This window comes from Streptomyces desertarenae (genome assembly GCF_042681365.1).
Classification (GTDB): domain Bacteria; phylum Actinomycetota; class Actinomycetes; order Streptomycetales; family Streptomycetaceae; genus Streptomyces; species Streptomyces desertarenae.
In genome coordinates this window covers 100653-125880 of record NZ_JBHUFU010000009.1, presented here as the reverse complement: position 1 = coordinate 125880, position 25228 = coordinate 100653, and the positions used below count along the sequence as shown (strand labels likewise).

Below are 25228 nucleotides of genomic sequence, written 5' to 3'. Positions count from 1 at the left end.
CCGGAGGATCGGGAGGCGTCAGAAGAGGATGGTGACCTTCCCCGTCAGGCTTCCCTGACGAAACCGGGCGTGGGCGGCTTGGATGTCCTGAAGGCTGAAAGTGGAGTCCACACGCAACCGCAAGGAGCCGTTGTCGACGAGTTCGGTCAGCTCGTTCAGTCCCGTGCCGTCCTCGCGGACCTGGTTGACGGTGGTACGCACACCGCGGGAGGACAGGTCGGGGACCGGGCCGGCCTGGGTGGCGATCGACGCGTACCGGCCGCCGTCGGCCACCGCATCGGTCACGAACGCCCCGAAAGTGTCGAAGACCGCGTCATAGGTGCGGTCCTGAAGAGCGTGGCGGTCGGTAGTGACAAGGTCGGCACCGTGATCGCGGGCGAAGGCTGCCTGCGTGTCCCGGGAGACCAGAGCATCGACCCTGATGCCACGCGCACGGGCGATCTGCAGTGCCAGCCCGCCGACTGCACCGGCGGCCCCCGCGATCAGTAGCCGCTCACCGGCCCTGACCGCCAGCCAGTCCAGTGTCTGCACGGCGGTCAGCCCGGGAAGCGGTAACGTGGCGGCGTCGGCCAGGCTGACCGTCCGCGGCGCGGTGGCGACCGTGTGTGCGGGAAGTGCGACGAAATCGGCCCAGGTCCCCCGGCCGGAGCTGAGTTGATGCGACATGGCGACGACACGTTCACCGGCACGGAACCCGCTGCTGCCACCGTCGACCACGATGCCGGCCAGGTCCCAGCCGAGCGTCATCGGTAGAGGCGGTGTCCCTTCGCCGATGGCTCCCTCCCGTGTCTTGTCGTCGACGGGATTGACGCTGGTCGCAACTGCCCGGATGAGTACCTCCCCGGGGCCCGCTTCGGGCTCGGGAACATCGACGATGTCGAGGACGTCAGGGGTACCGAAGCGATCGATCCGTATGGCGCGCACGAAATGCCCTTCACATGACGGCTGCTGACAGCAGGGCCCAACGCCGATGACGACCAGGGGATTCCCGATGCGGCAACGGCTCGCACGCTGGACCGGTCAGCGGTTGCCCCCGCTGCTGCCCACAGCAGCCGAGTGAGACCCGGAGCACCCTACGTGGATCCCACCGCGTGACGTCCGAGGGCCACAGCCACTCGTTGACGGCGGCGACGAGGACGGTCGCCTCGTAGCGGACGGCGGGCTTGTCGTAGCGCGTGGCGACAGCCCGGTGTCCCTTGAGGCGGCTGATCCCGCACTCGACCGCATGGCGCTTGCGGTAGTCGACCGGGTCGAAGCGCGGCGGCCGGCCGCCGCGAGAGCCCGGCTTCCGGCGGTTGCGTGCCTGGTCGGCCTTGTCGGGGATGGTGGAGCGGATCCCGCGGCGGTGTAGATGTGCGCGGTTCCTGCGGGAGGCGTACGCCTTGCCAGCCCGCACCCGATCGGGACGAACGCGTGGCCGGCCCGGCCCGATGCGGGGCACGCGGACCTCTGCCAGCACGGGTTCGAACTGCGGCGAGTCCCCACGCTGCCCCGCCGTCACCACGATCGGCAGAGGCTCCCGACCCTGCTCGACGGCCAGGTGCAGCTTGGTGGAGGACCCGCCGCGCGACCGTCCCGGCCCGTACTCGACGGGCACGTCCCGCCACGGAACACCGGTCCGGACCCGGAACCGTATGCCGTCGATCAGCTGCCGCCGAGGCCAGACGGGCGGCCGCCCCACCCTGGCACCCCTCGGCAACAACGGCTCCAGCACCGCCCACTGCTCGTCCGTGAGGTCTTCCCGACCCATGAACAGTGATCACTCATGGTCAAGGATCCACTTTCGATACACCTAGGACCTGTCCGGTCGATCAGGCCGAGCCCGCTCTTCGGGAATTCGCCCCGCCAAGGCGCGACGGAGCCACCCCTCCCGGATCAGACGGTGATCGGCTTGCGGTAGCGGACGTACTCGTTCCGACGCCGGAACCCTACGCTCTCGTAGAGGTCGTAGGACCGGTGCGGATTCGCGGTCCCGGTGTACAAGCGGACGGTCTCCGCACCGTGCTCGCGAAGGCATCGCAACCCATCCAGCAGCAGGGCTCGCCCGAGTCCCCGACGCCTCGACTCTGCCCGAACGCTCAGTTCCTCGACCTCGCCGACAGTCGGGTCCTGCCGACGGATCGAGCACAGGGCGACACCGGCCATGCGTTCCCCCTCCCAAGCAGCCCGCCAGCAGGCCGGGGCGGCCGTGGCGAGGAAGCTCTGGAACGTCCACCTCTTCGTGTAGGCGGCATCCGCATACGCATCAACGACCGTCCTCCAGGCCGCGCGGTAGCTGCTCGAACCGACGGCACCGACTCGGATGCCGGCCGGCAACGGCTTGCCGTCGGCGAGCCGGCTCAGATCGGCCAGCTTGAACTCCACCAGACTGAAAACACGCCGGTATCCCGTTTCGAGCAGTAGCGCTGTCGCATCCTGTTCAGCCGCCATGGCGTTCGCGCCGAACACGGCCGTCCGAGCGGTTCCGTGCTGCTGCACGAGCCGGCGGACACGGTTTTCCGCCCAGTTGAGCATGGCTGAGCCGATGCCCTGGCCGCGGTGCTCGGGCAGCAGGTGACCACGGTGGAGGTACAGCCACGTCCCGTCCCGCTCCTGCCACCACCTGATCGTCGAGTAGCCGACGACGCTCCCCTTGTACTCCACCAGGAGCTGGTTCCCGGACGGGTCGTCCAGCCTGGCGGAGGCTTCGGCGATCTCGGCTGCCGTAGGCAGTCCTTCCACGACCGAGTGGGCGTCGATCCGATCCCGCTCCGCACAGCCCAGCCGCACAGCGGCCATGGCACCGTGGTCCTCATGGCCGCGATACGGCCGAAAGACGTAACCAGGCACCCGTTCCAGCGGTGCAAGGCCGCTGCCGCTGTTCGCGCCCACAACAAGACCCCTGTCGTCTCGGACATTCGGTACCGTCGACCACCGAAGCGTAGGCCGTGCCGACCGGGCGGCAGAACTCGTTTTCCGCAGCACGAACATGCGCGGGGACTTGACGGACGAGGCATCGACTGGAACACCTCCGTGGACTCCACCGTCGTACGCGCGCACCAGTACGCCGCCGGCGCCGGCGGCGCGGAAGTCGTGCGCGAGTCCCACCACTCAGGGTGGATCAGCGGCTGAGCCTGCGGCTCGTGGGATCGATCACCGTGACGTGAGTCATGGACTTCGAGTGGTGGCAGCGGGTCTCACAGTCGCGGGCCAGACGGCGGTGCGGATCGTCCGCCCATGGCGGCTGCTGTGGGTGAGCGTGCATCATGACCGTATGACGGATCTTACCGAAGTCCGGTCTGGGCGGTCTCCGGCACCTGGTGGCACCGACGCGTTGCGTGCGCTGGCCGAGGGCCACCATGCCCGGACCGTGCGCGCCCTGGGTTGCTCCGAGGTCGCCGGACACGCGGTGAAGTCCTACGCGATCGAGGCGCCCGGCCGGACCGTGACGGACCAGGATGCACAAGCAGCGGTGCGGATCGCGGCCGACCACCTGTCGTCGGCGTACCTGCGGGGCTCGCTCGGGTTGGCTGTGCTGCTGGTGCACGCCGGTGGTGACGGTGACTACGTTCTGGTGCACACGTGGATCGAGGGGTACATGTCCGACCTCGCTGTCTTCACCGGGCCGGCGGGTGACATCAGCCGGCTGCGGCCCGGCCGGTCGGGTCTTGCTCCGTGCGTCTGGGAAGCGGCGGTATTGGCTCATGAGCGGGACGCGTTCAGCCGGCACGTGCTGGACGGAGACGGCGCGCTGGAGGAACGGCTGGTCGTGTGGCGCGGTGACGTGGTCGAAGGCGAGGTCCGATGACGGCTGTCGGGATGCCGCGGGTGCGGCATGCACGGCCCGTCGATCTCTCGCACGTCGCCCTGCTGGCTGCCGAGCATGCGGCGTACGAGAACGCGGCGCAGCCGCCTGCCGATCTGCCCCGGCGGCTGGAGGCGCTGCTCTTCGGTTCCGCGGCCGGGCGGCTGCGCTGCTTCGTCGCGGAGCTGGGCGACGGCGGGATCATCGGATACGCCTCGTGCGCGCCCGAGGTGTCCACTTGGGGCGGTGCGGAGTACCTCCACATGGACTGCCTCTTCCTGCGGGAGCGCTACCGGGGCCTGGGGGTCGGCCGGATGCTGGTGGATGCCGTGCTGGACGAAGCACGTGCACTCGGACTCGACCAAGTGCAGTGGCAGACTCCCCCTTGGAACAAGGACGCGATCAGGTTCTACGACCGGCTGGGCGCTCAAGCGAAGGAGAAGCGCCGTTACTTCCTGCCCGTCCAACGCTGACTTCGCCCGCACACGGTTCACTTCGTGCGTGTCCACACACCCACCATGCCCCGGACGAGGCCGGCAGAAAGGCCTGGCGGAGTCCTACTGCTGCCCCCGTGACGGATGAAGGTCGAGGATCATGTCGAGTGCCTGTGTGCCGTCCGCGCCGGCGAAGGGGCCGACGGTTCGGAATCCCTGTTTCTCGTAGTAGTGAATGGCGCGCGGGTTGTCGGTGAGGACGCCGCCCCACAGGATGATCCTCCTCTTGCCGAAACGTCGTGCGACATCCGCGATGAGGGGGAAGACCTGTGTCCCCACCCCCCTGCCCTGATAGTCGTCAGCGAGAGTCGGACCGAAGCGGCAGTCCGTCGCCGTCAGCCGGATGCCGGCTCTTCGGTAGCGGGCGATGTCCGACGGGTGGAGATCAAGGCTGAATTCCAGGAGGCCGACGACCCTGCCGGACGGCACCTCCTCAAGCACCAGCCTGAGCTTGTCGTAACGGGCAACTGCGTCACACAGCTCCCGGGCAGCCCCGAGGTCGTATCCGTCGAACGTACTCAGTCGCCTCGATTCGGCGGACAACCCCTCGAGGAAGGCTGCCAGATGATCCACGTCAGCGGACGTGAGCGGGCGGAAGACGACCTCCGAGCCGTCGTCCAGGCTTAGGCGCTGGGTCAGAACAAGGGGGTCCTCGGCGACCGCCGTCAAGGTGAGCATCCAGCAACCCTCCGCTCGGACCCGATGACGTGAATCTACTGGCCGTCAGCCTTCGGCGACAATGCCGAACCCGCAACGGCACAGGCGAGCCGCCCCGGTCTCGCAGCAGCTCGGCCGGTACCGGTGGGTGATCGAGGGGGCGGTCTCCCGGTGGTCGGGCTGCTGCCGTCCGCACCGCTGTCACGAGCGGAAGCCTGAGTACCCACCTCCCCGGCTTCGCCTCGGTCCTCGCCCACCATCGCCGACTCGTCGGGAGGCGGCTGTCGGACCTGCGGGCTGCCCCACGCGGTGACGGTCACCCCGTCGTCCACAGCCGGCTTGCCGGGCCGCGACACGGAGAACTTGCCACCGAAGGCGAACCGTCCTCAGCCGCCCCGCGGTGAGCGGCATGCGGCCGCAAAGGTTCCGGCCCTGTCCCGGCGCCGCTGCGCTGGCCGACCATCGTGACCGCGCATCGGACGGCCGGCTCGGCACAGCCCAGTTCAGCGTTCCCGACGCCCATCCGGCGGATGCGGTCCTCCCGAGGGGACTCGTCCCGGCCGTCGATGACGGTGCCGGGCCGGAACCGGGCCAGCGGCAGTCGCCGGCCCCCTCCTGCCTCGGTCCGCCTGTTCAGTGCGTCCAAAGAACGCGAAGAGAACATGCACGGGGCTGCTGTCCGCATAGCCGGACGTCCCCGGGGCCATCCGTCCGTCACACGGCCGTGCTCCGGTGGTACCCGCACCAGCCGGCCCGGCGCGCCGAACACGCCCGACAGCCGCATGGCGGCGGTCGGAGCCAGTGCAGAGACCGCCCACTCCCCGTGCTCCCGGTGTGTCCGGCGTGGCCGCCCCGCAGGACTCGAGCCAGGGCCCGGTCCCGAAGGCGGCGGGGTCTTCACCGGGTCGCCCTTATCACGGCAGGGACCGCAAGGGCGGGTGCTGTGTCGTTATCCCCGGTGGCTGGAGCAGGGGCGGGGGCTCCGGGCCGGGGTCCTCTGTGACGACGACTCCCGCAGCCGCGTGGTCGAAGCCGACGGGCCAGTGGGTGAGTTCACTGGCCAGGGCACCGGTCAGCTGTGCCTGGCCGAGGTCGGCCGTGCTCAGGTCGGTACCGCGCAGGTCGGCCAGGCGCAGGTCGGCGCGGCGGAGGACGGTGCCCTCGGCGTCGGCCTTGCGCAGGTTCGCCTCGCGCAGGTCGGCGTCGGTGAAGTCGGCATTCCGCAGGTCGGTCCCGACGAGTCGAGCACCCCGCAGGTCGGTCAGGACGCAGCGGGCCCGGCGCAGGATCGCGGTCCTCAGGTCGGCGTGCCGCAGGTTGGCCGAGACGAGGGAGGTCTGGGTCAGGTTGGCGTGGTAGAGGCCCGCCGCCTCCATGCAGGCGCGGTCGAGGTTGACCTCGGGCAGCCACAGCCCGTCGCAGTCGGCCCGGCGCAGGTCGGTGGCGCTGAGGTTGACCCAGCGCTGCTCGCGGTGCTGGCACAGCACACCGAGGCCGGTCAGCGCCACCTGGGCATCGGGGGCACGGGCCTCCAGCGGCGCGATGCCGTTGATGGGCATGTCCTCCGCCGGCTGCTCCGGCTCGCGGGGCGGCCAGGGCAGGTGCGTGCGCAGGTACGCGGCCTGGATGGAGATGACGGCTTCGCGGTCGCGGGCCGACTGCTCCGCGATCCGCCACAGTGCGTGGAACCCGCCGATGCGCACGTCCAGCTTGTCGCTGCCGAGCTGATCGACCGCCCGGCTGAACCGGTCGGTGATGTATCCCTCCTGGGTGAGGCGCAGGTTGTCCTGGCTGATCCGCAGTTGCCGCCAGGTGGCGTACGCGCCGACGAGCACCACCAGACCGCCGATCACCTGAAGGAGGGCCGTCCGGACATCGTTCACCGCCTTCAGCCGGTCCTGCGGGGCGACGCTCGCCCCGGCGAGATCGTGGTCGACCACGACGCCCGGCAGCACGACGAACACGGTTCCCAGAACCACCAGGCCCACCGCTCCGGCCAGCAACCCCGTGGCTCCACGGCGCCTGCCCAGCCGCTCGCGCCGCGGCCGCCGACCGTGGTCCGGCTCCCCCCTCCCCATGGGCACGGGAGCCTATGCGCCCCGCAGGCAACGATCAAGACGCTGACGGCGACCGGGCAGCGGGACTCCCCCCGCAGTGACGTCCGGCTCCGTCCTTGGACGCAGGAGAACCGGTTCACAACCGGCACCGGTAGGACGTTGATGCCCGGTCCGTGGCGGAGCACATGCGCATGCCAGCGCCCCTGCCGAGTGCTCGGCCCACAGGGTCCACGCCAACGCGCTGCGGTCTCACCACCCGGGCCGGCTGCCGGACGGGCGCCGCTGTCGGGACCTCGCCGGGCGGCCGGGCGTCAGCTGATGCGCCTCGTCAGCACACGGCCGCCCGCAAGGGGCGGTTCCTTTCCGTAGTCGCCGGGGATGCCGGCCGTGCCCTCGCGAAGCAGGAAGCGGAGCCCGGAGCCGGAGCCCGGAGATCCTGCCGGGTCTCGCTCGTCGCGCTGGGTACAGCGAAGTTCTTCCCGACGAGGCAGCCACCGCCCGCTTCCCGGCCCGGGCCTGCAAGGTCCCTATGTCGTCGACGACGAGGAGACGGACCGGCCATCCCTTGGTGTTGCAGCAGGCGCCACGCTCCTTGACACCCACTTTGGGCCCCGCCGAAGCCCCCTTCGGCCCCTTGTGCGGCAGCTCACCCCGCACAGCCCGGCCCTGCACCACCACCTGCGCCGGTACGACGCCCGCATCCGCCGCCTCCACGTGCTCACCGACCGGTGCGGGGAACGTGTCCGCATCCGCGGCGAAGAAGACCTCCGTCGGCGCGGTCGTCCGCTGTCCGAAGCGGTCCGGCCAGGAACCGGACCGGCGTTCCCGGCACAGCGCTACTAGGGCCTGTTTGAGATGTGTTCGGTCCGCTCACAGGTACTGGCGTATCAAGGTGGCCTGGATGGTGGCCTCGTATCGGCAGGCGAGCTTGTCGTAGCGCGTCGCTACACCTCGGGCTTGCTTCAACAGTCCGATCCGGCACTCGACCTTGTGCCGGGCCTTGTAGCGTTCCGTGTCGAAGCCGGGAGGTCGTCCGCCGGCCGAACCGCGTCGGACGCGGTGCCTGGCCTGGTCCTTCTTTTCCGGGATGGTGTGGGCGATGCCGCGGCGGCGCAGGTCAGAGCGGATCGCGCGTGAGGAGTAGGCACGGTCGGCCAACACGTGGTCGGGCCGGATGCGTGGGCGTCCACCGGCCGGGCGGCCCACACGGATGCGTTGCATCAGCGGTAGGAACTGTGGGGCGTCCCCGCGCTGCCCGGCGGTGACGATGACGGCCAGCACGTGCATCGAGGCGGTGACCGCCAGGTGAACCTTGCTGGTCAGGCCACCGCGGGAGCGGCCAAGACCGTGATCGTCGGGCTCGACGCTCACCAGCGATTCCGGCACCGCGGGCGCACCGGCAGCCCCCTTTTACGGGCTCCGGCAGCGTGCTGGTGCGCCCGGCAGACGGTGGAGTCGATCGACACCTCCCAGTCCAGGATCCCGTCGGCGTCGGCGGCAGCGTTCAACGCCGCCAGGATCTGGGCCCAGGCGCCATCGCGCTGCCAACGGCGAAAGACTGCGTATGCCGTCGCCCACGGTCCGTACCGCTCGGGAATGTCCCGCCACGGTGAGCCGGTCCTGGTTCGCCACCAGATCGCGTTGAACACCTGGCGGCGGTCCCTGGGCGGGCGTCCCATCGACGGTATCGGCGGCAGCAACGGGTTCAGGCGCCCCCACTGCTTGTCTGTCAGGTCTCCACGGCTCATCGGGAGATGATGCACCGGCGGTGATCAACACTCCGAACTGGCCCTCGCATCTCCCGCTGCCGTCAGACGGGTTGCGTGGGTGCGGTTCCGAGGGCTCGGATCGCGAGATCGATCGCGGTGGTCAGGCGCTCCAGATCGTGGCCAGCGCGCTCTCGTACCCGTAGGCCGAGCACCGTCGTGAACAGCAATTCCACGGCTCCGTCGATGTCGAGATCGGCGGACAGCTCGCCTCGCTCCCGCCCCTCGGCCAGCACCGCATGCAGGGCCTGCCGGGTGACCGTGAACGCAGCCTCGGTCCGCTCATGGACCTGGTCGTCAGTGGTGCCGAGTTCGGTGGCGGTGTTGACCACGAAGCAGCCGCGGCCGGTCGTGCCGTCGGCCGGGCAGGTCACCAGCCACAGCATCCATTCCCGCAGCACCTCACGAACCGGGCGGTCACTCGCATCCAGACGCTGGCGGGCTTGCGCTGACTCGGTGGCCCGGTAGTGGTCGAGCGCGCGCAGAAAGAGCGTGTGCTTGTCCGTGAACGTCCGGTACAGGCTGCTGGGCGTGAGCTTCAGCTCGTCTCCGAGATCACGCACCGAAGTTGCGTGGTAACCGCGCCGCCAGAACAGCTCGGTTGCCGAGGTGACCGCGTTCTGCTCGTCGAACTGTCGAGGGCGTGCCATGAGTTCATCTTACCCAACTTGTGGAGCGCTCGCTCCCATACTAGGGTCCAGATACGGGAGCGATCGCTCCCGAATGTGTGGAGGAGGATCCGTTGACGACCGCAGAACAGACCCCCACCCAGACACAGGAACCGGGGACCCCGGATAAGAGCCGCTGGCTGGCGGTGTCCGTAGTCACTCTGGGTACCTTCCTGCTGGTGACCGCCGAGCAACTGCCGATCGGTCTGCTGACCTCTGTGGGGTCCGCGCTGTCGGTCTCCGAGGGGACGGCAGGACTGATGGTGACGGTGCCCAGCATCGTCGCCGGGTTCGCGGCACCGCTGGTCCCGATGATCGTCGGGTCGCTGGACCGCCGCGTCCTGCTGCTCGGACTGATGGCCCTGATGACTGTCGCGAACCTGGGCTCCGCCCTGGCGCCGAACTTCGCGGTGTTGGTGGGCTTCCGGGTGCTGGTCGGCATAGCGATCGGCGGCTTCTGGGCGGTCGCCGCCGGCCTGGCGGTCCGGCTCGTCGCCCCCGCGGACGTGCCTCGCGCCACCGCGGTCATTTTCGGCGGCGTCGGAGCCGCGAACGTGTTCGGTGTCCCGCTCGGCACTCTGGTCGGTGACCTGACCGGCTGGCGCATTGCCTTCTCCTCGCTCAGCGCCCTGGCGCTCGTGACCCTGATCGCCCTGCTGGCGGTACTTCCGAGGCTGGTCGCCTCCCAGGCCATCCGGCCCAAGCTACTGATGGAGCAGCTCCGCAACCCAGGCGTGCGCGTCGGCATCATCGCGACGCTGCTCCTCGTGTTCGGACACTTTGCCGCTTACACGTTCGTGAGCCCTGCGCTGCAGAAGCTGTCGGGGATCGACGAGCGCTATGTCGGTCCGCTGCTGTTCGGGTTCGGTGCGGCTGGCATGATCGGCAACTTCGTCGCCGGTTCGGCACTTTCCCGCCGCGTGCACCGCAGCATGCTGACCATCGCCGTAGCCATGACGGCCGCGATGCCACTCTTCCTGCTGCTGGGTCAGACCGCGATCGGCGGCGCCATCCTGCTAATCGTCTGGGGTCTGGCCTTCGGTGGTGTGTCCGTGGGCCTCCAGACTTGGATGATCAAAACCGCTCCGCAGGCTGTAGAAGCGGCCTCTTCGCTGTGGGTGGCGGTGTTCAACCTGTCCATCGGTTTTGGCGCGCTGGCCGGCGGCATCATCGTCGACACGCTCACGCTCCAGGGCGTGCTCTGGCTCGGTGGCGTCTGCGCCTTGCTAGCCTCCCTGGCGATCTGGACCGCCCGTAGCAACCACGCCCTGCGATAACCGAGATCCACTCGGGCTGCCCGGGCACCAGAGAAGGACCTCCAGTGCCCGAGCAGTCCGTGCTTCCAAAATCAACATTCCAAACAGGCCCTAGGCAGTCAGCTGTTCACGTGTGCTGTGACCGGTCGCCGGGCCAACGTCGTCATCGGGCCGGCTGATCTCCGCCCACACCGCATCGAGGGAGAGGCCGAGAACATCGGTGATCGCCGCGATGGTCGGGAAGGCGGGGGTCGCCACGCGGCCCGACTCGATCTTCCTGAGGGTCTCCGGCGAGACGCGGGCGTCGAGCGCGACCTCGAGCATCGAGCGGTTTCCCCGGGCCCGACGCAGGAGGGCGCCGAGGCGCTGACCGCGTGCGACTTCTGCGGGAGTGAGCGGCAACCTGACCATGGGCCCAATTCTATCCCGGTATAGTTTGGCCGGGATAGTTATTGGCCGCACGAGAAGAGCGTCGCATGATCGAGGTCTTGAACCACGTCCAGCTGGCCCGAGCGAAGGACTCCGGTGCCCTGGTCGCGGACATCCTGCACACGCTGAAGGGCCGCGCCACGGTCGGCACGAACCTGCTCGACATCGACCGGTGGGCCGGGGAAATGATCACCGAGGCGGGCGCGCAGTCCTGCTACGTCGACTACGCGCCCTCTTTCGGGCGCGGCCCGTTCGGGCACTACATCTGCACGGCCGTCAACGATGCCGTGCTCCACGGGCTGCCCCACGACTACACGCTCGCCGACGGAGACCTGCTGACGCTCGACCTGGCCGTCTCCCGGGGGGGAATCGCCGCGGACGCCGCCATCAGTTTCATCGTCGGCGACACCAGGCCCCCGGAGAGCGTCGCGATGATCGAAACGACCGAGCGTGCGCTGGCCGCGGGGATCGCCGCCGCCGGACCCGGGGCTCGCACAGGCGACCTCTCCCACGCCATCGGCACCGTCCTCAGCGAGGCGGGTTACCTGATCAACACGGAGTTCGGGGGCCATGGCATCGGATCGACAATGCACCAGGACCCGCATGTGGCCAACACCGGGCGGCCCGGCCGTGGGTACAAACTGCGCCCCGGACTGCTGCTCGCCCTGGAGCCGTGGGTCATGGCCGACACCGCTCAACTCGTCATGGACGCCGACGGGTGGACGCTCCGCAGCGCGACAGGTTGCCGGACGGCGCACAGTGAGCACACGATCGCGATCACCGAGTCCGGAGCCGAAGTCCTCACGTCGCCCAACTGATCGTTCCAGGATGAGCTCGGTGAAGGGCTCGGCGGTGAACGTGGGGTGGCAGCAGACTCCGGCGGGTGCCGGATGATCTTGTGTCTGACCACCTGCGGGAGCGTGCAGCCCCACGGCTCCCTCCTCGCCCGCCGCGGCGTCGCCGGTGTCCGGGCCGGCTGCCGGCTGCCGGCTGCCGGTGGACGGCCGAGCTGCCCTTGCGTGGAGTCGTCTACGTGCCACGCGAGGGCGTGAACCGGGCTGACGTGCCCACGGAGCGGATCGGCTGCAGCGGGGCGGCGGCCCGGCGGCGGCCGCGGGACCGGAACCGGGCCGTTTCGTTTGGGCCGCACGGCCGGCGGGGCCAGTGAGGTGATCGATGTGATCGCGTTCACGTTCCAGACCGACGCCCGGCGGGTGCACCTGCCGGAGCGGTACCGCACCTGCCGGGAGGTCGGCAACCGGATGCGGATGCGGTCCTCCGCCGGCATGTGGGAGCGGGTGTTCACCGTCCTGGCGGTCCGGGCCGAGGCGGACGAGGGCCTCGCCCGGGCCTTCTCGGCGGGCTGGAACCAGCGTCCGCGCCCACCGGCATGCGGCCGGGGCCCGCAGAGAGGGGCCCCGGCCGGGGAGCCGGGCGACCATGCCATCGGCCGGTCCCGCGGCGGACCGGCCGCCACGACGCACCTCGCGGCCGACGACCACCGCTGGCCGCCGGCTCTCCGCCTCACCACCGGCCGGGCCGGTGGCGTGCCCCCTCCACCGAGGTGATGGCCGCGCCTGCGGGACCGCCTCCGGTCCGGCCCCGGGCCGGACCGGAGGCGGTCCCGGTCCGCTCGACGGTGATGTGGCCGCGGGGGACGCCGAGGCCTGTCCGGCGGTCCCTTCCCGGCCGCCTCCCAGGTCAGGGCAGGTGCGGGTGGGGTGTCTCCGTGCCGCTGCGGTCGTCGGCCACCAGGAGCAGCAGGGCGGCGCGTTCGGCACCCAGGGAGCGGACCTTGTGGGGTGTCGTGGCCTTGAAGTAGGCGCTGTCGCCCGTTTCGAGGGTGACGGTCCGGGACGGGAAGATCAGTTCGGCTCGCCCCCGGTGGACGAAGAGGAACTCCTCGCCCGGGTGGTCCCGGAAGGGTACGGGGCCGGTGTCGTGCGGCGGGTGGAGCATGAAGGGGGTCATCCGTTTGGAGCCCGCTTGCAGGGCTATGCCCTCGTAGCGGGTGCCGGGTTCCCGGTCCGAGGTGAGCGGTTGCCGTTCCCCGGCCCGCGTGACGGTGACTTCGGCGAGTTCCTCGGCGTCGGCGAACAGGGTGTCCAGCGGGACGTCCAGGGCTTTGGCGAGTGAGGCGCTGACGGCGATCGACGGGACGCTCTGGCCGCGCTCGACCTTGGACAGGTAGCTCTTGGTGACGCCGGCGCGCTCGGCCAGTGCCTCCAGTGTCATCAGCCGCTCCTTGCGCAGCTGTCGTACGCGATTGATCAATGACGTCTTCCCTTCGAGCGCCCGGCGTCGGAACGGGCCCGCGCGGACTTCCCAGTATGTCCTGTGACTGCCCTTCGACCAGCCGTCTTCCGCAGCTGCGGGGTCGGGGTCTGCCCGCTCCCCGCCGGCCTGTGCCGGGCGGGCCGCCATTGCGTCATGACACAAGGTGTCCTATAGTCAACCTTGTTTCCTCGCGGTGCCGGTTCGGACGGCACCCCAAGACGAGGCCCGCCGACAGGCGGGCCCTACAACCGGAGCAGAACATGGCAGACACCCTGCGAGACCCGAAGGACGTACTCGTCGACCGCGCCAAACGGCAGATGAGCGACCACTTCGGCGCCTCGAAGCTGACCACGCGGCAGAAGCTGGCCCTGACATGCCGCATCGCCTTCGACGGCGGGCACGACTCGGGGCTCGCCGGCCAGATCAGCGCGCGCGGACAGGAGCCCGGCACCTACTACACCCAGCGCCTGGGCCTCGGCTTCGACGAGATCACCGAGGACAACCTCCTGCTGGTGGACGAGGACCTCCAGGTCCTGGAAGGGGAAGGCATGCCCAACCCCGCGAACCGGTTCCACTCCTGGATCTACCGGGCCCGGGGGGACGTCAACTGCATCATCCACACGCACTCGCTGCACACGGCGGCACTCTCGATGCTGGAAGTCCCCCTGGTGGTCTCCCAGATGGACACCACGCCCCTGTACGACGACTGCGCCTTCCTCAAGGAGTGGCCCGGCATCCCCGTGGGCAACGAGGAGGGCGAGATCATCTCCGCAGCTCTCGGCGACAAGCGCGCCATCATCCTGGCCCACCACGGTCAGCTCGTCACCGGATCCACCATCGAAGAGGCATGCAACCTGGCCGTGCTCATCGAGCGTGCCGCACGCCTCCAGCTGCTGGCCATGTCGGCGGGAACCATCCAGCCGCTGGATCCGGCCCTCGCCCGCGAGGCCCACGACTGGACCTCCACCGACCAGCGCAACGCGGCGAACTTCGCCTACTACGCGCGCAAGGCGCTGCGCAACCACCCCGACTGCATCACGGGCCGGGTGGAGATCTGATGGCGAACCCGCCTCTGGAAGGCATCATCTCCTACCCTGTCACCCCCTTCGACCCCGCCACCGGAGAGGTCGACCTGGCCGCGCTGCGCCGGCTCACCGACGAACTGGTGGACGCCGGAAGCCACGCCGTCGCTCCACTGGGCAGCACCGGTGAAAGCGCCTACCTCCAAGAAGCCGAGTGGGACGCCGTCTGCGAGACCACCCTGCAGACCGTCGCAGACCGAGTCCCCACTCTGGTCGGCGTCTCGCACTGGAGCACGGAGGGCACGATCCGCCGCGCCCGCGTGGCCGCCCGTCACGGAGCCACCGCGATCATGGTGCTTCCACAGGTGTACTGGAAGCTGACCGAGACGGAACTCGCGCGGCACTACACGGCGGTGGCGACGGCGACGGACCTCCCGATCATGCTCTACAACAACCCGGGCACCAGCGGAGTCGACCTGGTGCCGGAAACAGTGGTCGCGCTCGCACGCCGGATCCCGAACATCACCATGGTCAAGGAAAGCTCCGGCGACGTCACCCGCTTCCGGGCCATCCGCGAGCTGTCCGACGGAGCGCTGTCGGTCTACAACGGAAACAACCCGATCGCACTCGAGGCGTTCCGCTCCGGCGCCGTCGGCTGGTGCACCGCGGCGCCTTGCCTGGTACCACGGCGGGTCCTGGAGCTCCACGCCGCGGCGACGCGGGGGGACGAGGAGCGGGCCGACGCGCTTCTGGCCGAGCTGCTGCCGTTCCTGGAGTTCATCGTCGGCCACGGCCTGCCGCGGGCCATCAAGGCGGGCCTTCGGATCCAGGGCCGCGGGGTCGGCCGGCCACGGCCGCCCCTGCTGCCCCTGTCGGACGAGGGGACGGAGCGACTCAGGGAGATCCTCGGGGGACTCGCCTCCCACCCCTCGGCGGACAACCCGGCGGCGAGCGCCGTCCGGCCCGCCGTCTGAGGCCGCCGGCGTCGCCTGCTCCCTCGGCGGGGCAAGCGACGCCGGCGAGCATCGACAACCCGGACCGCCCCGCACCAGAGCAACGCCCCCTGGTGCGGGACACCGGGCTTCCCCGAGGCGGTACCGCCGCAGGAAACACCCCCCGCCGCACCGCAAGAGCGAAGGAAGGCCATGACCCACACCACCGTGCCCCGCCGCGGGCGGGAGACGCCCGAAGCCGCCAAGGCCGCCCTCCTGCGCCGGACGCTGCGACGCCACGCGGCCGGCGTCACGATCGTCACCGTGCCGGGACCGGCCGGGTTCACCGCGACCTCCTTCGGCTCCGTCTCCCTGGAACCCGCCCTGATCTCCTTCTGCGTGGCGACGGCCTCCTCGGCCGCACAGGCCGTACAGCAGGCCGACCGCTTCGCCGTCCACCTACTGGGAGCGGGCGACTCCGGGCTGGCCGACCGCTTCGCGCGCGGCGGCATCGACCGGTTCGCCGGTACGGCGTACCTGCGCGAACCCGACGGACTGCCGATCCTCACCGCCGCACCGGCCTGGCTCACCGCCCGCGTCGTCGCCCGGCATCCCGCCGGGGACCACACCCTGGTCATCGGCGAGGTCGACGCCGGCGGGATACGGGAGAGGAAGCCGGCGCTGGTACGCCACGACGGCTCCTACACCACGGTGACCCGGTCCGCACCGCGTCGTGCGGAGACGGAGCGCCCGGCGTGGCGGGGGGCCCCGGAGGGCCGGCCGGTCTTCAGGACCTGAGTCCCCCGTTGTGTTCGCGATCCCGCGGGAGGAGACTGCCTGCCTCTGGGCCCGGCACGGCTGTTCCCCTGTCGAAGGCGTGACCCGGAGGCGGTGTCACCGGGCCCGCGGGGTGCCGCTGGAAACGCTGATGAGAGACCCGGTTACCGCCTGGCCCAGCACGACGCCCGGTCACCTGCGGACGGCGGGTCCGCATGGCGCGGATGCGCGCGTACGGCACCATCGCCCCGGTCGGCACCGCACGAGCCCTGTCGGGCTGTGCCGGCGGGGTGACCGCTCGGCCGACACGTCCGCCCGGGTCGCACCTGTGCGCATGACGTAGACGATCCCGTACGGAGCCGCACGGTCATCCGCCGGCAGCCGACCTGGGTACCGTCGACGCCGCGGCGGGCGACACGATCCCACGGATCATCAGGCACAAGATCATCCGACACCTGCAGAACTCCGTCGCCCACCAGCCCGACTGCCAAGCCCTTGAATCAAGCTTGTTCTGAAGTGATCAGTAAGTGAGGCGTGCTCCGGGAGGAAGCTTCGTCAGGGCACGAGGTCTCCGGGAGTGGCCGGGGAAGGCCAGGGCGGCGCAGTACGCCCCGGTGGGCTGACGGTGCCGAGGATCCTCCAGGACCGCTGAGTGCCGGAGTCGTACGACGAGACGGTGGGGCCGGCACTGTGCGACTGCCGTGCGATCGGGTGTGTTCACGCCAAGAGCGCAGGGAGCCCCGCCGGGGCAGGGGCACCCATTTGGTCCCCTGCCCCGACGGAGCTCGGTCGGCCGGGCGGCGGGTCACCGGCGCCCGGCAGAGGCCGGTACCGTGTGCGGCGCTCTCCGGCTCAGCCGAAGTTCACGTCGCTGCACCACATGTAGGCCTGGTCGAGGTGCGAGGCCTGCCAGATCACGAACAGGATGTGGTGTCCGGTGTAGCCGGAGGTGTTGACGTTGAACCTGATGTCCTGCGCCGGGGCGAAGCGGCCGGTCTGCGTGATGAAGTCGAGGTTGCCCCAGCCCAGGGTCTGGGTCTTGGGGTTGAAGCCCTGCTTGCTCACGTAGACCCTGAAGTAGTCGGCACCGTGGGACGCCTGGTCGTGCAGCTGGACCGTGAAGTTGTTGCTGACGTTGGTCGTCTTCCACGGCCCGGGCCTGTTCAGGCTGGCGTTCCTCGAGAGGTTGTTGCTGCAGAGCGTCCCGTCGGGGGTCCGCGCCTGGAACTGGCCACCGAGACCGTCGCGGAGCGCGCTCATCCAGTTCCACATGGTGTCGGGGTTGGCCTGGAACGCCTGGTAACACATGGGGTCTTCGGTCTGCATGGCCGGGCTCGTGTGGTTGCTGCCCCACGTCTTCCAGCACTGGTACGCGCGGGAGGCGGGGTTGACGATGGTGCCGTGAGCCTGGGCGGGAGCCGACCAGGCCAGTGCGCCGACAACCACGGTGAGCGCCATGAAGAGCGCCTGGAGAGGCCTGCGGAGGAACGACCGCGAACGTCCGTTTAACGGACTCTGGGTGCGCATGTGGGGGGAACTCCTTCCAGTTGCAAGGCTCTGATGGGAGCGCTCCCAACGGTACGTCTTCTGAGTGAAATGTCAACGAAACAAGCAGAGTTGGTTACAGAGGTGGGCGGCGAGCAGGGAATCTGCCGCGAACCGGGGGGCCGGAACCGCTCCCGGGGCCGGAGAGCGAGGACGCGGCCCGGGCCGGTGTGCGGGACGGTGCCAGGGAGGGGCGTTCGCAGCACGGCAACGGGACCTGGTTCCGGCGTGAGGGCTGTCCGGCTCCACAACACGCGGGACCTCGGGTCCCGACGGTGCGCTTCCGTACCCCCGGGTCGGCCCCGCCGGGCGAGTTGCCTGGCAGGGGCTGTGACCGTATGGCGCACTGGGCGGGAACGCGGCCGATGGCTCGCAGCGGGAACGCGGGTACTCCTCGGATCTGAACCGGCGGCACCGGAGCATGGACGCCGTAGCGAGGGAAGCCGCCGGCGCCGCAGATCGGTCCCGGCGCGCTCCGACTCGCCTGGGCCGCCGCGACCCCAGAACGCTCGCGGACCGGACGCCGGAGCACTTCCCGGTGGACCGCCGGCCAGGCCGTGGAAGAGGAGACCCGGCTGATCACGCCCGGGTCCGTTCCACGTCTGCTGACGCGGCTGTTCCGGACGGGGCTGCCCCGCGGTGAACGGGCGGTCCGGGCTGCGGCTCGGCCGTCGCCGGTTCCCCACTGGTGCCGGTGCCCCCGCCGAACCCTCCGCCCGCACCCGGGCAGCCGCCTTCCGCTCCTCCGGCAACCCCAACCCTCGACTGCCTCGGTCAACTCACCTCAGCCGAACAGGAGTCGGACTAGTAAATCCCGGCGCGACGACACCGGGAGCATGCCTGACCGAAGAAGCACAACCGTCGCATCCGGAGGGACATCGGCTTACCATGACGCCGCGCCACTTCGCGGTCCTGCGGATCCGGACCAGCAGGGGAGGCTGCCTTTACGACCGGGTCTGCCCGGCCCCGGCAGCGCCACGCCACGCAGATCGGTCCGCCATCACCCCACCGAGACGAGGTCTCATGAACCGAAACCGAGCCGCCGTCAGCGCGGTTGTCGTGACCCTGTTCACCGCCGGTCTCGCCGCCGGCCCGGCAGCCGCCGCCACCGCCACCGAGGCGAAGGCCCGCGTCGGAGCCGACTGGGCAACCCAGTCGATCGTCTTCACGGCCGCTGCAGGACAGGCCAACAACCTCAACATATTCTCCATGTACACCAGTGACGGGATCCGGCGGATCGGCTTCAGCGACGTGGTCCCGCTCGAACCGGGCGGCCACTGTGCGTACTCCAGACCCGAGGACACCACCTCCGTCGTCTGCGAACTGCCCGCCGACAGCCCCCGGCCCGACAGGATCGACGTCTTCCTCGGCGACGGCAACGACACGATCGCCGCCTTCACCCCCGGGATCGGCACCGTCAGCGGCGGCCCCGGTGACGACGAACTGCACGCCCACACCGCACGCACGGTGCTGGGCGACGCGGGGAACGACATGGTCATGGGACCCGCAGCCCTGCACGGCGGCGACGGCATGGACCACCTGATGGGCGACAGCAGCAACCAGCAGATGTGGGGCGGCCGGGGCGACGACATGATCGAGGGCTATGGCGGTGACGACACCGTGCACGCCGGCCCCGGCGACGACCACGCCATGGGCGGGGACGGCCGCGACATCGTCCTCGGCGGCCCCGGCAACGACACACTGGACGGCGAAGGCGGCGACGACCTCGTCTGCGGCGGCACCGGAAAGGACGCCCTCGAAGGCGGCCCCGGCCGCGACATCGTCCTCCCGTAACAGATCACCTCCCGCGGGGAGCCGGCGGTAGCGGACGAGGGTGCAGGGTGATGCCGGCGACGGCCCGGTGTGTGGCCGGGTAGTGCTCGCGGCGGCCGAGGAAGCGCTGCAGCGGGCGCCACTGCTTGTGCTCGGCGTTGGCGTGTTCGACGCAGATCCGCGCCGAGGACTGGCGGCGCCGTTGCTCACGCCAGGCGCACCGGTCACCGAGCGGGGCGTCTTCCTTTGGCTTCTTCGGCGGCGCACTGACCTGTTCGGGGAACTCGTTCGCCAGACCCCGGTAGCCCTCATCCACCTCGGCTTTCACGTCTGGGTGGAGGCGGAACTGCTCGGCGATGCCTTCGGTGCGCATCGCGGTCTGATCGTGCATTCTTCCGGGCCGGTCGGCCCCGGACCACAGGGTGCGGCCCCGGCCATCGCTGATCGTGGTGGTCTTCATGGTGTTCTGCTTCTTCTTGCCGGAGACGAACGCGCAGCGGCCCGCGTGGTGGGCCTTCGGGCGGCGGACCTGCGTCTCGGTCCCGTCGATCCGCAAGGTCACGCCCTCCGCATCGGCGTAGGCGAACACGTCGGCCAACGTTCGCAGGCGAAGTCCGGGCTGGTCGGGGACGGCAAAGCCGCGGTCGGCGAGCAGCGGGCGGATCTCGCCGATGGCCTCGGTGACGGTGGAGCGGCCGACCCCGTACAACTCGGCGAGCGCGGCGTGCGGGAGCTGAGTGCGCAGGTGGACCAGGGCGACCAGCACCCGGTCGGTGAACACCAGCTCGTGCTTGCGGCCCGCCCCGGCGGCACGATGACGCTTCCCGCCCCGCCGCCGATGCAATGCCGATTCCCGCCGGGCCTGCCACGGCCCGGCCAACTCCTCGATCAAACCGCCGAGATGTGCACGTGAGACGCCTGTGAAGGCAGGATGGGACAAGGCCGCACGGGCCCACTTCTTGGTCAGACTCGAAGAACCTGTGCGGCCGTCCCCACGTCACGGCCTGTGACCGCGACTCATGGTTGGCGGGTAGGACGGAAGTTCTCCTGCAGGAACGCCGAAACCGCCTCGGTGAACGGCTCCGGCGCTGCGTGGTGGATCAGGTGTCCAACCGGGATGGTGACCACTCGCCCGCCGGGGATGCGGCGGGCGAGCTCGGCGACGCCGTCCTGGGGAACATGGCTGTGTGGGCCGCCGGCGAGCACGAGGGTCTTGGCGGTGATCTCGCTGAGTCGCTCCAGCCACCTGGGGTCAGGCACGTCGATCTGCCGCCTGACGGCCAGCACCATCTCCCAGTCGAAGGTCAGGGCGCCGTCCGGCCTGGTCAGGGTGGTCTGCTCCCGGGGACGCGGGATTGGAACGTCCTCCAGGATGAGCCGGCTCACCCGCTGCGGATGGTCCTCCGCGAGCAGGTAGGCCACGATCCCGCCCATGGAGTGCCCGATCAGATCCACTGGGCCAAGTCCCAGTGCGTCCAAGAACTGGAGCACATCAGCCTGCATGAGTTCGAGCGAGTAGTCCCCCGTCCAGTCGCTTCGGCCGTGACCGCGAAGATCGAGGGCATACACCCGCCGACTCCGGGCGAGGGCGGGCACAACCGCCTCCCAGTCAGTGGCATCTTCGCCCAGCGCGTGCAACATGACGAGCGGCGGAGCATCCGGCGGACCCGATATCTGATAGGCCAGCCGGACCCCGCCAACGTCGACCGATCGTTGATCAACCATGTCCGGAGAATATGCGGGACTGGTCCTGCCGGAGGATCGGCGTTCACCAGCGGCCGAACCACCATCACCGGTCAGCACCTCGGGTCCTCAGCCACACAGCTCTGGCCGAGATCTTCAATAGCCGACAACGCCGTAAGCGCCCGGAACTGCCCACGGGTGAATGCGACAGCCCAGGCTGATCAGCACTATGCAACCTTCGGCCACTCACTGGTCTCGCCGGTGAACGCTGGTGACGGCAATCGCACATGCGGCGCATGCCCACACCACGTAGACGGTCCAGGCTCCGCCGGTGGTCCAGGGGAAGAGCGTCGGGGAATCGCCGGCCTCCACGAGCCGGAGCCACGCGGGGTAAGGCAGGGTGTGCCTGACGACCGCCGACCAGTGGCGGCCGTCGGTGAAGACCAGGGGCAGCACGAGGATGACCACCACTGAGGTGATCATGGTGGAGGCGGTGTGCCGGATGACGGCGCCGAGAGCGAGGCCGGCGAGCGCGCACACCGGGGCTAGCAGGGCGGAGGCCAGGACGACACGGAAGGCGCCCGGATCGCCGATGGAGACGCCCGCGTCCCGGCCGTCGAGGATCGCCTGCGTCACAATGAACGAGACACCTGCGACGAACGCGCCGAAGACGGTGGTGACCACCGTGACGACGGCCGCCTTGGCCGCCATCACCGAGCGGCGGGACGGGACGGCCGCGAACGTCGTCCGGATGGTGCCCGTGCTGTACTCGCCGATGATCGTGAGGGCGCCGATGGCGCCGATGGCGAGCGCCATGAGCAGGGCCGCGTTCGCGCTGAAGACCTGCTGCAGCGCGATCCCGTCGCTGGCGAAGGAGGCGCGGTCTTTGGACACCTGCAGCGTCCAGTGGCTGTACGTGTCGTAGGCGATGCCAGTGTTGAAGCCGATGACGGCCAGGGCGGTGGCCCCGTAGGCGATCCAGGTCGAGCGCAGCGACCGGTGTTTGAGCCACTCGGCGGCGACCAGGTCACGGAAGCGGGCGCGGGGTTCGCGGGCGGCGCGTTCGCTGCCGGGAACGTCCGTGGTCGTGGTCGTGGTCATCGGGGATCTCCTCCGGGGAACTGAACACGGTCGGCGGTGAGCTCCATGAAGGCCTCTTCCAGCGAGGCGGAGCGGGTACTGAGCTCGTACAGCGGGAGACCGTGCCGTCGGGTGATCTCGCTGATCCGCACCGCGGTCAGGCCAGTCACGGTGAGCTGCTCGCCCTCCACATGCACGGCCGCACCCGCGGCCGTCAGCAGGTCCCTCAGGGCGGTCGCGGCGGGCGTGGTCACGGAGACGCTCTGCCGGTCGCTGCGGGCCGAGAACTCCGCGAGGCTCTCCGCCGCGAGTAGTTCGCCACGGCCGATCACGATCAGCTGGTCGGCGGTGTGCTCCATCTCCGACATCAGATGGCTGGAGACGAACACGGTACGGCCCTCGGCGGCGAGCCGCCTGAACAGCTCACGCACCCACTTCACCCCCTCAGGGTCCAGGCCGTTGAGCGGCTCGTCGAAGAGCAGCACCGATGGGTCGCCGAGCAGGGCGGACGCGATGCCGAGCCGTTGTTTCATGCCGAGCGAGAATCCGCCGATGCGGCGCCGGGCGACCTCGGCGAGACCGACCTCCTGCAGCACCTCGTCCACCCGGCGCCGCGGGATGCGGTTGCTGCGCGCCAGCGCCGACAGATGCGCCGCCGCGCTGCGCCCGCCGTGCACGTCGTGCGCGTCGAGAAGGGAGCCGACATGCCGCAGGCCGCGAGGACGGTCACGGAAGGGCCGGCCCTCGATGGTGACCGTGCCGCTGGTGGGCTCGTGCAGGCCGAGGATCATCCGGAGCGTGGTGCTCTTGCCGGAGCCGTTCGGCCCGAGGAACCCGGTCACCTGACCGGGGCGCACGGTGAAGGTCAGGTCTTTGACGGCTGTTGTGCCGCCGTATCGCTTCGTGAGCTCGTTGACTTCGATCACGCGCCCACGGTGCCGTTCGGCGCCCCCGCTCGTCGTCGGACCGGTGCTGACAATCGCCGGGCGCGAGTGTCGACCCTGGTTGTACGACCGCAGGCCGATGCCCCATTGCGTGTACGCGCTTACGATCTCGGCATGCCCGCCTCACCGCCACCGCCGTTGCCGCTGCTCAAGCGCATACCGCCGGGCCTGTGGACGGCGCTGGTGTGGTTCGTGGCAGCAGTGCAGCCCATCGTCGAGTACGTCCTGATGCCGCCGCGGCATGAGTACTCCCTCAGCTATCCCCGGGACGGCCTTGACTCGCTCACGGCTCAGGCGCTGCTCGCCCTTGCCTTCCTGGTGGTCCTGACCGGCAGCGCGCTGCTGCGCCGCCAGACGGCGGTGGCGTACGGTCTGGTGATCGTCGGCACGGTCATCTCGTCGGTGGCCTGGCGGCAGGACGAAGTTCTGCCCCTGCAGTTTCTGGGGGTGGATGTCGCCCTCTGCTACGTCGCGGCCACCCAGCCCCGGCGCACCGCGATCACCGCGACCGCCGGAACGCTGGGCGTGCTCGCCGGATACCTCGTCCTGCGGTGGATCCCGGGAGGGGAATCCGGCACCGCCTCCGAACCGTTCATTGCCCTGACGGTCATCATTGCCTGGCTCATCGGCAACTCGGTGCACCAAGCCCGTGCCCACACCGCGGAGCTGCACGCCCGGCTCGCCGCCCAGGCAGTCACCGCCGAACGGCTTCGCATCGCCCGCGAGATGCACGACACGGTCGCCCACAGCATCGGCATCATCGCCCTGCAAGCCGGAGCCGCAGCCCGAGTGGTGGAGACACAGCCGGCCAGGGCCCGCGAGGCGATGGTCACCGTGGAACACGTAGGGCGTGAGACGCTGGCGGGACTGCGGCGGATGCTGGGCGCACTGCGGCAGGCCGACCAGGTGCAGGAACCCGCCACCCGAGATCAGGAACCAACCGGCCACGACCAGGGGCGCACACAGGCTCCTCTGCGGCCGGCTGTCGGTCTGGCGGATCTGGAACGGCTCGCCGCAACGACCACGGCCGCCGGCGTCCGCGTGGAAGTGTGGTGGCAGGGCGAACGTCGCCCGCTCCCCGCGGACATAGACCTCGCGGCGCTCCGGATCGTCCAGGAGGCGGTGACCAACGTCGTACGACACGCGGCTGTTGATCACTGTCAGGTGAAAGTCGAATACCGCGAGGACGAACTCGTCGTCGAGGTCGTCGACCGAGGGAAGGGCAGCGGCACGAACACGAGGAACACGTACACCGGATTCGGCCTGGTCGGCATGCGGGAGCGAGTCGCCTTACTGGACGGCCGCTTCACCGCCGGGCCGTTTCCGGGGGGCGGCTTCCGGGTAGCCGCCCGGCTACCGGTGCCGACAGCGGAAGGGACCGAACCCGCAGCGAAGGCTGGAGCCAGATGACCATCCGCGTGGTACTCGCCGACGATCAGCCCCTGGTCCGCGCCGCCCTGCAGATGGTCATCACCGACACCGCAGACGTCCAGGTCGTGGGCGAGGCCGGAGACGGCACCGAAGCGGTCCGGCTGACCGGGGAACTCACCCCCGACGTAGTGGTGATGGACATCCGGATGCCCGGCATGGACGGCATTGAAGCCACCCGCGTGATCACCACGGGCAACAGCACCACACGCGTTGTTGTGCTGACGACCTTCGATGACGACGACTACGTCTACGGAGCGCTGCGCGCCGGCGCGTCCGGGTTCCTGGTCAAGGACATGGCCTTGGACGACATCCTTGCCGCAGTCCGTATCGTGGCTGCCGGGGACGCCCTCATCGCACCGAGTGTCACCCGCAGACTGATAAAGGAGTTCGCCGACCGCCCTACAGCGACGCCGCCACAGCGGACGGAACTCGAGCGCATCACCGACCGGGAACGTGAGGTGCTCACCCTGGTCGGCAAGGGCCTGTCCAATGCCGAAATCGCCGACCAGCTCTCCATCAGCGTTGCCACCGCCAAGACCTATCTGACCCGGCTGCTCGCCAAACTCGACGCACGTGACCGGGTGCAACTCGTGATCCTCGCTTACGAAGCGGGACTGGTGGCACGGTCCTACTGAGCGAACTCCCTCGCAGTC

25 protein-coding genes and 1 pseudogene are annotated in these 25228 nt (G+C 69.8%); 11 read left to right on the top strand and 15 right to left on the bottom strand.

Annotation, left to right across the window (positions count from 1 at the left end; translation table 11 throughout):
• Positions 1 to 18: 18 nt before the first annotated feature.
• The 3 genes and pseudogenes from ACFSJS_RS16605 to ACFSJS_RS16595 all read right to left on the bottom strand — a co-directional run bounded on the left by ACFSJS_RS16605 (position 19) and on the right by ACFSJS_RS16595 (position 2778).
• Entirely contained in the window at positions 19 to 924 is a 906-nt protein-coding gene (locus ACFSJS_RS16605) for an NADP-dependent oxidoreductase (protein WP_380901023.1), read from the bottom strand.
• Positions 925 to 1108: 184 nt separating this feature from the next.
• Positions 1109 to 1750: pseudogene (locus tag ACFSJS_RS16600) on the bottom strand (transposase); the annotation flags it as partial.
• Between the two features lie 125 nt (positions 1751 to 1875).
• On the bottom strand, positions 1876 to 2778 hold the full coding sequence (locus ACFSJS_RS16595) for a GNAT family N-acetyltransferase (RefSeq protein ID WP_380901021.1): 903 nt from the start codon (positions 2776 to 2778) through the stop codon (positions 1876 to 1878).
• A gap of 475 nt (positions 2779 to 3253) precedes the next feature.
• Here ACFSJS_RS16595 and ACFSJS_RS16590 point away from each other — a divergent pair, with 475 nt between their 5' ends.
• Both ACFSJS_RS16590 and ACFSJS_RS16585 read left to right on the top strand, forming a co-directional pair.
• Positions 3254 to 3787: a hypothetical protein gene (locus tag ACFSJS_RS16590; RefSeq protein ID WP_380901019.1), complete on the top strand. Its 534-nt coding sequence runs from the start codon at positions 3254 to 3256 to the stop codon at positions 3785 to 3787.
• Positions 3784 to 4257 carry a GNAT family N-acetyltransferase gene (locus ACFSJS_RS16585; RefSeq protein ID WP_380901017.1) on the top strand — a complete coding sequence of 158 codons (474 nt, stop codon included), beginning with the start codon at positions 3784 to 3786 and terminating at the stop codon, positions 4255 to 4257. The genes ACFSJS_RS16590 and ACFSJS_RS16585 overlap by 4 nt, the downstream gene beginning before the upstream one ends.
• Before the next feature lie 84 nt (positions 4258 to 4341).
• On the opposite strand, the gene ACFSJS_RS16580 is transcribed toward ACFSJS_RS16585, so the two are convergent.
• The 5 genes from ACFSJS_RS16580 to ACFSJS_RS16560 all read right to left on the bottom strand — a co-directional run bounded on the left by ACFSJS_RS16580 (position 4342) and on the right by ACFSJS_RS16560 (position 9408).
• Positions 4342 to 4956, bottom strand: coding sequence for a GNAT family N-acetyltransferase (locus ACFSJS_RS16580; protein WP_380901015.1), 615 nt, complete (start codon positions 4954 to 4956; stop codon positions 4342 to 4344).
• A gap of 295 nt (positions 4957 to 5251) precedes the next feature.
• Positions 5252 to 5599, bottom strand: coding sequence for an MOSC domain-containing protein (locus ACFSJS_RS16575; RefSeq protein WP_380901013.1), 348 nt, complete (start codon positions 5597 to 5599; stop codon positions 5252 to 5254).
• Positions 5600 to 5849: 250 nt separating this feature from the next.
• Positions 5850 to 6917: a pentapeptide repeat-containing protein gene (locus ACFSJS_RS16570; RefSeq protein WP_380901295.1), complete on the bottom strand. Its 1068-nt coding sequence runs from the start codon at positions 6915 to 6917 to the stop codon at positions 5850 to 5852.
• Positions 6918 to 7862: 945 nt separating this feature from the next.
• A protein-coding gene (locus ACFSJS_RS16565; protein ID WP_380901011.1) for an IS5 family transposase occupies positions 7863 to 8740 on the bottom strand; the annotation gives its coding sequence in 2 pieces (ribosomal slippage) (positions 7863 to 8393 and positions 8396 to 8740; 876 coding nt in all).
• Positions 8741 to 8802: 62 nt separating this feature from the next.
• The gene (locus ACFSJS_RS16560; protein ID WP_380901009.1) at positions 8803 to 9408 is read right to left on the bottom strand and encodes a TetR/AcrR family transcriptional regulator; all 606 of its coding nucleotides are present in this window, start codon (positions 9406 to 9408) and stop codon (positions 8803 to 8805) included.
• 92 nt (positions 9409 to 9500) lie between these two features.
• Between ACFSJS_RS16560 and ACFSJS_RS16555 the strand changes: the two genes are divergently transcribed.
• Positions 9501 to 10703 (top strand): MFS transporter, encoded by a 1203-nt coding sequence (locus ACFSJS_RS16555; RefSeq protein ID WP_380901007.1) that lies wholly within the window; start codon positions 9501 to 9503, stop codon positions 10701 to 10703.
• A gap of 90 nt (positions 10704 to 10793) precedes the next feature.
• On the opposite strand, the gene ACFSJS_RS16550 is transcribed toward ACFSJS_RS16555, so the two are convergent.
• A complete protein-coding gene (locus ACFSJS_RS16550) occupies positions 10794 to 11093 on the bottom strand; it encodes a helix-turn-helix domain-containing protein (RefSeq protein ID WP_380901005.1) in 300 nt (99 codons plus the stop codon).
• A gap of 65 nt (positions 11094 to 11158) precedes the next feature.
• Here ACFSJS_RS16550 and map point away from each other — a divergent pair, with 65 nt between their 5' ends.
• Together map and ACFSJS_RS16540 are read left to right on the top strand one after the other, a co-directional pair.
• Complete coding sequence (gene map, locus ACFSJS_RS16545) at positions 11159 to 11929, top strand: type I methionyl aminopeptidase (RefSeq protein ID WP_380901003.1); 771 nt, start codon at positions 11159 to 11161, stop codon at positions 11927 to 11929.
• 360 nt (positions 11930 to 12289) lie between these two features.
• The gene (locus ACFSJS_RS16540; RefSeq protein WP_380901001.1) at positions 12290 to 12679 is read left to right on the top strand and encodes a hypothetical protein; all 390 of its coding nucleotides are present in this window, start codon (positions 12290 to 12292) and stop codon (positions 12677 to 12679) included.
• A 133-nt stretch (positions 12680 to 12812) separates the two neighbouring features.
• On the opposite strand, the gene ACFSJS_RS16535 is transcribed toward ACFSJS_RS16540, so the two are convergent.
• Complete coding sequence (locus ACFSJS_RS16535; protein WP_380900999.1) at positions 12813 to 13385, bottom strand: helix-turn-helix domain-containing protein; 573 nt, start codon at positions 13383 to 13385, stop codon at positions 12813 to 12815.
• Between the two features lie 263 nt (positions 13386 to 13648).
• Between ACFSJS_RS16535 and ACFSJS_RS16530 the strand changes: the two genes are divergently transcribed.
• From ACFSJS_RS16530 to ACFSJS_RS16520, 3 genes are all read left to right on the top strand, one after another.
• Positions 13649 to 14446, top strand: a complete 798-nt coding sequence (locus ACFSJS_RS16530) for an aldolase (RefSeq protein ID WP_380900997.1) — start codon at positions 13649 to 13651, stop codon at positions 14444 to 14446.
• On the top strand, positions 14446 to 15384 hold the full coding sequence (locus tag ACFSJS_RS16525; protein WP_380900995.1) for a dihydrodipicolinate synthase family protein: 939 nt from the start codon (positions 14446 to 14448) through the stop codon (positions 15382 to 15384). Before ACFSJS_RS16530 ends, ACFSJS_RS16525 begins: the two co-directional genes overlap by 1 nt.
• 171 nt (positions 15385 to 15555) lie before the next feature.
• On the top strand, positions 15556 to 16140 hold the full coding sequence (locus tag ACFSJS_RS16520; RefSeq protein WP_380900993.1) for a flavin reductase family protein: 585 nt from the start codon (positions 15556 to 15558) through the stop codon (positions 16138 to 16140).
• An 831-nt stretch (positions 16141 to 16971) separates the two neighbouring features.
• On the opposite strand, the gene ACFSJS_RS16515 is transcribed toward ACFSJS_RS16520, so the two are convergent.
• Positions 16972 to 17646 (bottom strand): lytic polysaccharide monooxygenase auxiliary activity family 9 protein, encoded by a 675-nt coding sequence (locus ACFSJS_RS16515; RefSeq protein WP_465269798.1) that lies wholly within the window; start codon positions 17644 to 17646, stop codon positions 16972 to 16974.
• Between the two features lie 1041 nt (positions 17647 to 18687).
• Between ACFSJS_RS16515 and ACFSJS_RS16510 the strand changes: the two genes are divergently transcribed.
• Positions 18688 to 19458, top strand: coding sequence for a calcium-binding protein (locus ACFSJS_RS16510; RefSeq protein ID WP_380900989.1), 771 nt, complete (start codon positions 18688 to 18690; stop codon positions 19456 to 19458).
• Between the two features lie 4 nt (positions 19459 to 19462).
• Here ACFSJS_RS16510 and ACFSJS_RS16505 read toward each other — a convergent pair whose 3' ends face one another.
• The 4 genes from ACFSJS_RS16505 to ACFSJS_RS16490 all read right to left on the bottom strand — a co-directional run bounded on the left by ACFSJS_RS16505 (position 19463) and on the right by ACFSJS_RS16490 (position 23126).
• Positions 19463 to 20404 carry a transposase family protein gene (locus ACFSJS_RS16505; protein WP_380901293.1) on the bottom strand — a complete coding sequence of 314 codons (942 nt, stop codon included), beginning with the start codon at positions 20402 to 20404 and terminating at the stop codon, positions 19463 to 19465.
• A 50-nt stretch (positions 20405 to 20454) separates the two neighbouring features.
• Positions 20455 to 21162, bottom strand: coding sequence for an alpha/beta fold hydrolase (locus ACFSJS_RS16500; protein WP_380900987.1), 708 nt, complete (start codon positions 21160 to 21162; stop codon positions 20455 to 20457).
• A gap of 204 nt (positions 21163 to 21366) precedes the next feature.
• Positions 21367 to 22221, bottom strand: coding sequence for an ABC transporter permease (locus ACFSJS_RS16495; RefSeq protein WP_380900985.1), 855 nt, complete (start codon positions 22219 to 22221; stop codon positions 21367 to 21369).
• Positions 22218 to 23126, bottom strand: coding sequence for an ABC transporter ATP-binding protein (locus tag ACFSJS_RS16490; protein WP_380900983.1), 909 nt, complete (start codon positions 23124 to 23126; stop codon positions 22218 to 22220). The genes ACFSJS_RS16495 and ACFSJS_RS16490 overlap by 4 nt, the downstream gene beginning before the upstream one ends.
• Positions 23127 to 23258: 132 nt before the next feature.
• Between ACFSJS_RS16490 and ACFSJS_RS16485 the strand changes: the two genes are divergently transcribed.
• Entirely contained in the window at positions 23259 to 24554 is a 1296-nt protein-coding gene (locus ACFSJS_RS16485; RefSeq protein ID WP_380900981.1) for a sensor histidine kinase, read from the top strand.
• Positions 24551 to 25210 (top strand): response regulator, encoded by a 660-nt coding sequence (locus tag ACFSJS_RS16480; protein ID WP_380900979.1) that lies wholly within the window; start codon positions 24551 to 24553, stop codon positions 25208 to 25210. The genes ACFSJS_RS16485 and ACFSJS_RS16480 overlap by 4 nt, the downstream gene beginning before the upstream one ends.
• The last annotated feature ends 18 nt before the right edge of the window (positions 25211 to 25228 follow it).

Bases quoted from the DNA above. Each gene is read 5' to 3' on its own strand.
- ACFSJS_RS16595 (WP_380901021.1), bottom strand. From the start codon at position 2,778: ATGGCCGCTGTGCGGCTGGGCTGTGCGGAGCGGGATCGGATCGACGCC.
- ACFSJS_RS16590 (WP_380901019.1), top strand. From the start codon at position 3,254: ATGACGGATCTTACCGAAGTCCGGTCTGGGCGGTCTCCGGCACCTGGT.
- ACFSJS_RS16585 (WP_380901017.1), top strand. From the start codon at position 3,784: ATGACGGCTGTCGGGATGCCGCGGGTGCGGCATGCACGGCCCGTCGAT.
- ACFSJS_RS16580 (WP_380901015.1), bottom strand. From the start codon at position 4,956: ATGCTCACCTTGACGGCGGTCGCCGAGGACCCCCTTGTTCTGACCCAG.
- ACFSJS_RS16575 (WP_380901013.1), bottom strand. From the start codon at position 5,599: ATGTTCTCTTCGCGTTCTTTGGACGCACTGAACAGGCGGACCGAGGCA.
- ACFSJS_RS16560 (WP_380901009.1), bottom strand. From the start codon at position 9,408: ATGGCACGCCCTCGACAGTTCGACGAGCAGAACGCGGTCACCTCGGCA.
- ACFSJS_RS16550 (WP_380901005.1), bottom strand. From the start codon at position 11,093: ATGGTCAGGTTGCCGCTCACTCCCGCAGAAGTCGCACGCGGTCAGCGC.
- map (WP_380901003.1), top strand. From the start codon at position 11,159: ATGATCGAGGTCTTGAACCACGTCCAGCTGGCCCGAGCGAAGGACTCC.
- ACFSJS_RS16530 (WP_380900997.1), top strand. From the start codon at position 13,649: ATGGCAGACACCCTGCGAGACCCGAAGGACGTACTCGTCGACCGCGCC.
- ACFSJS_RS16525 (WP_380900995.1), top strand. From the start codon at position 14,446: ATGGCGAACCCGCCTCTGGAAGGCATCATCTCCTACCCTGTCACCCCC.
- ACFSJS_RS16520 (WP_380900993.1), top strand. From the start codon at position 15,556: ATGACCCACACCACCGTGCCCCGCCGCGGGCGGGAGACGCCCGAAGCC.
- ACFSJS_RS16515 (WP_465269798.1), bottom strand. From the start codon at position 17,646: ATGCGCACCCAGAGTCCGTTAAACGGACGTTCGCGGTCGTTCCTCCGC.
- ACFSJS_RS16510 (WP_380900989.1), top strand. From the start codon at position 18,688: ATGAACCGAAACCGAGCCGCCGTCAGCGCGGTTGTCGTGACCCTGTTC.
- ACFSJS_RS16500 (WP_380900987.1), bottom strand. From the start codon at position 21,162: ATGGTTGATCAACGATCGGTCGACGTTGGCGGGGTCCGGCTGGCCTAT.
- ACFSJS_RS16495 (WP_380900985.1), bottom strand. From the start codon at position 22,221: ATGACCACGACCACGACCACGGACGTTCCCGGCAGCGAACGCGCCGCC.
- ACFSJS_RS16485 (WP_380900981.1), top strand. From the start codon at position 23,259: ATGCCCGCCTCACCGCCACCGCCGTTGCCGCTGCTCAAGCGCATACCG.
- ACFSJS_RS16480 (WP_380900979.1), top strand. From the start codon at position 24,551: ATGACCATCCGCGTGGTACTCGCCGACGATCAGCCCCTGGTCCGCGCC.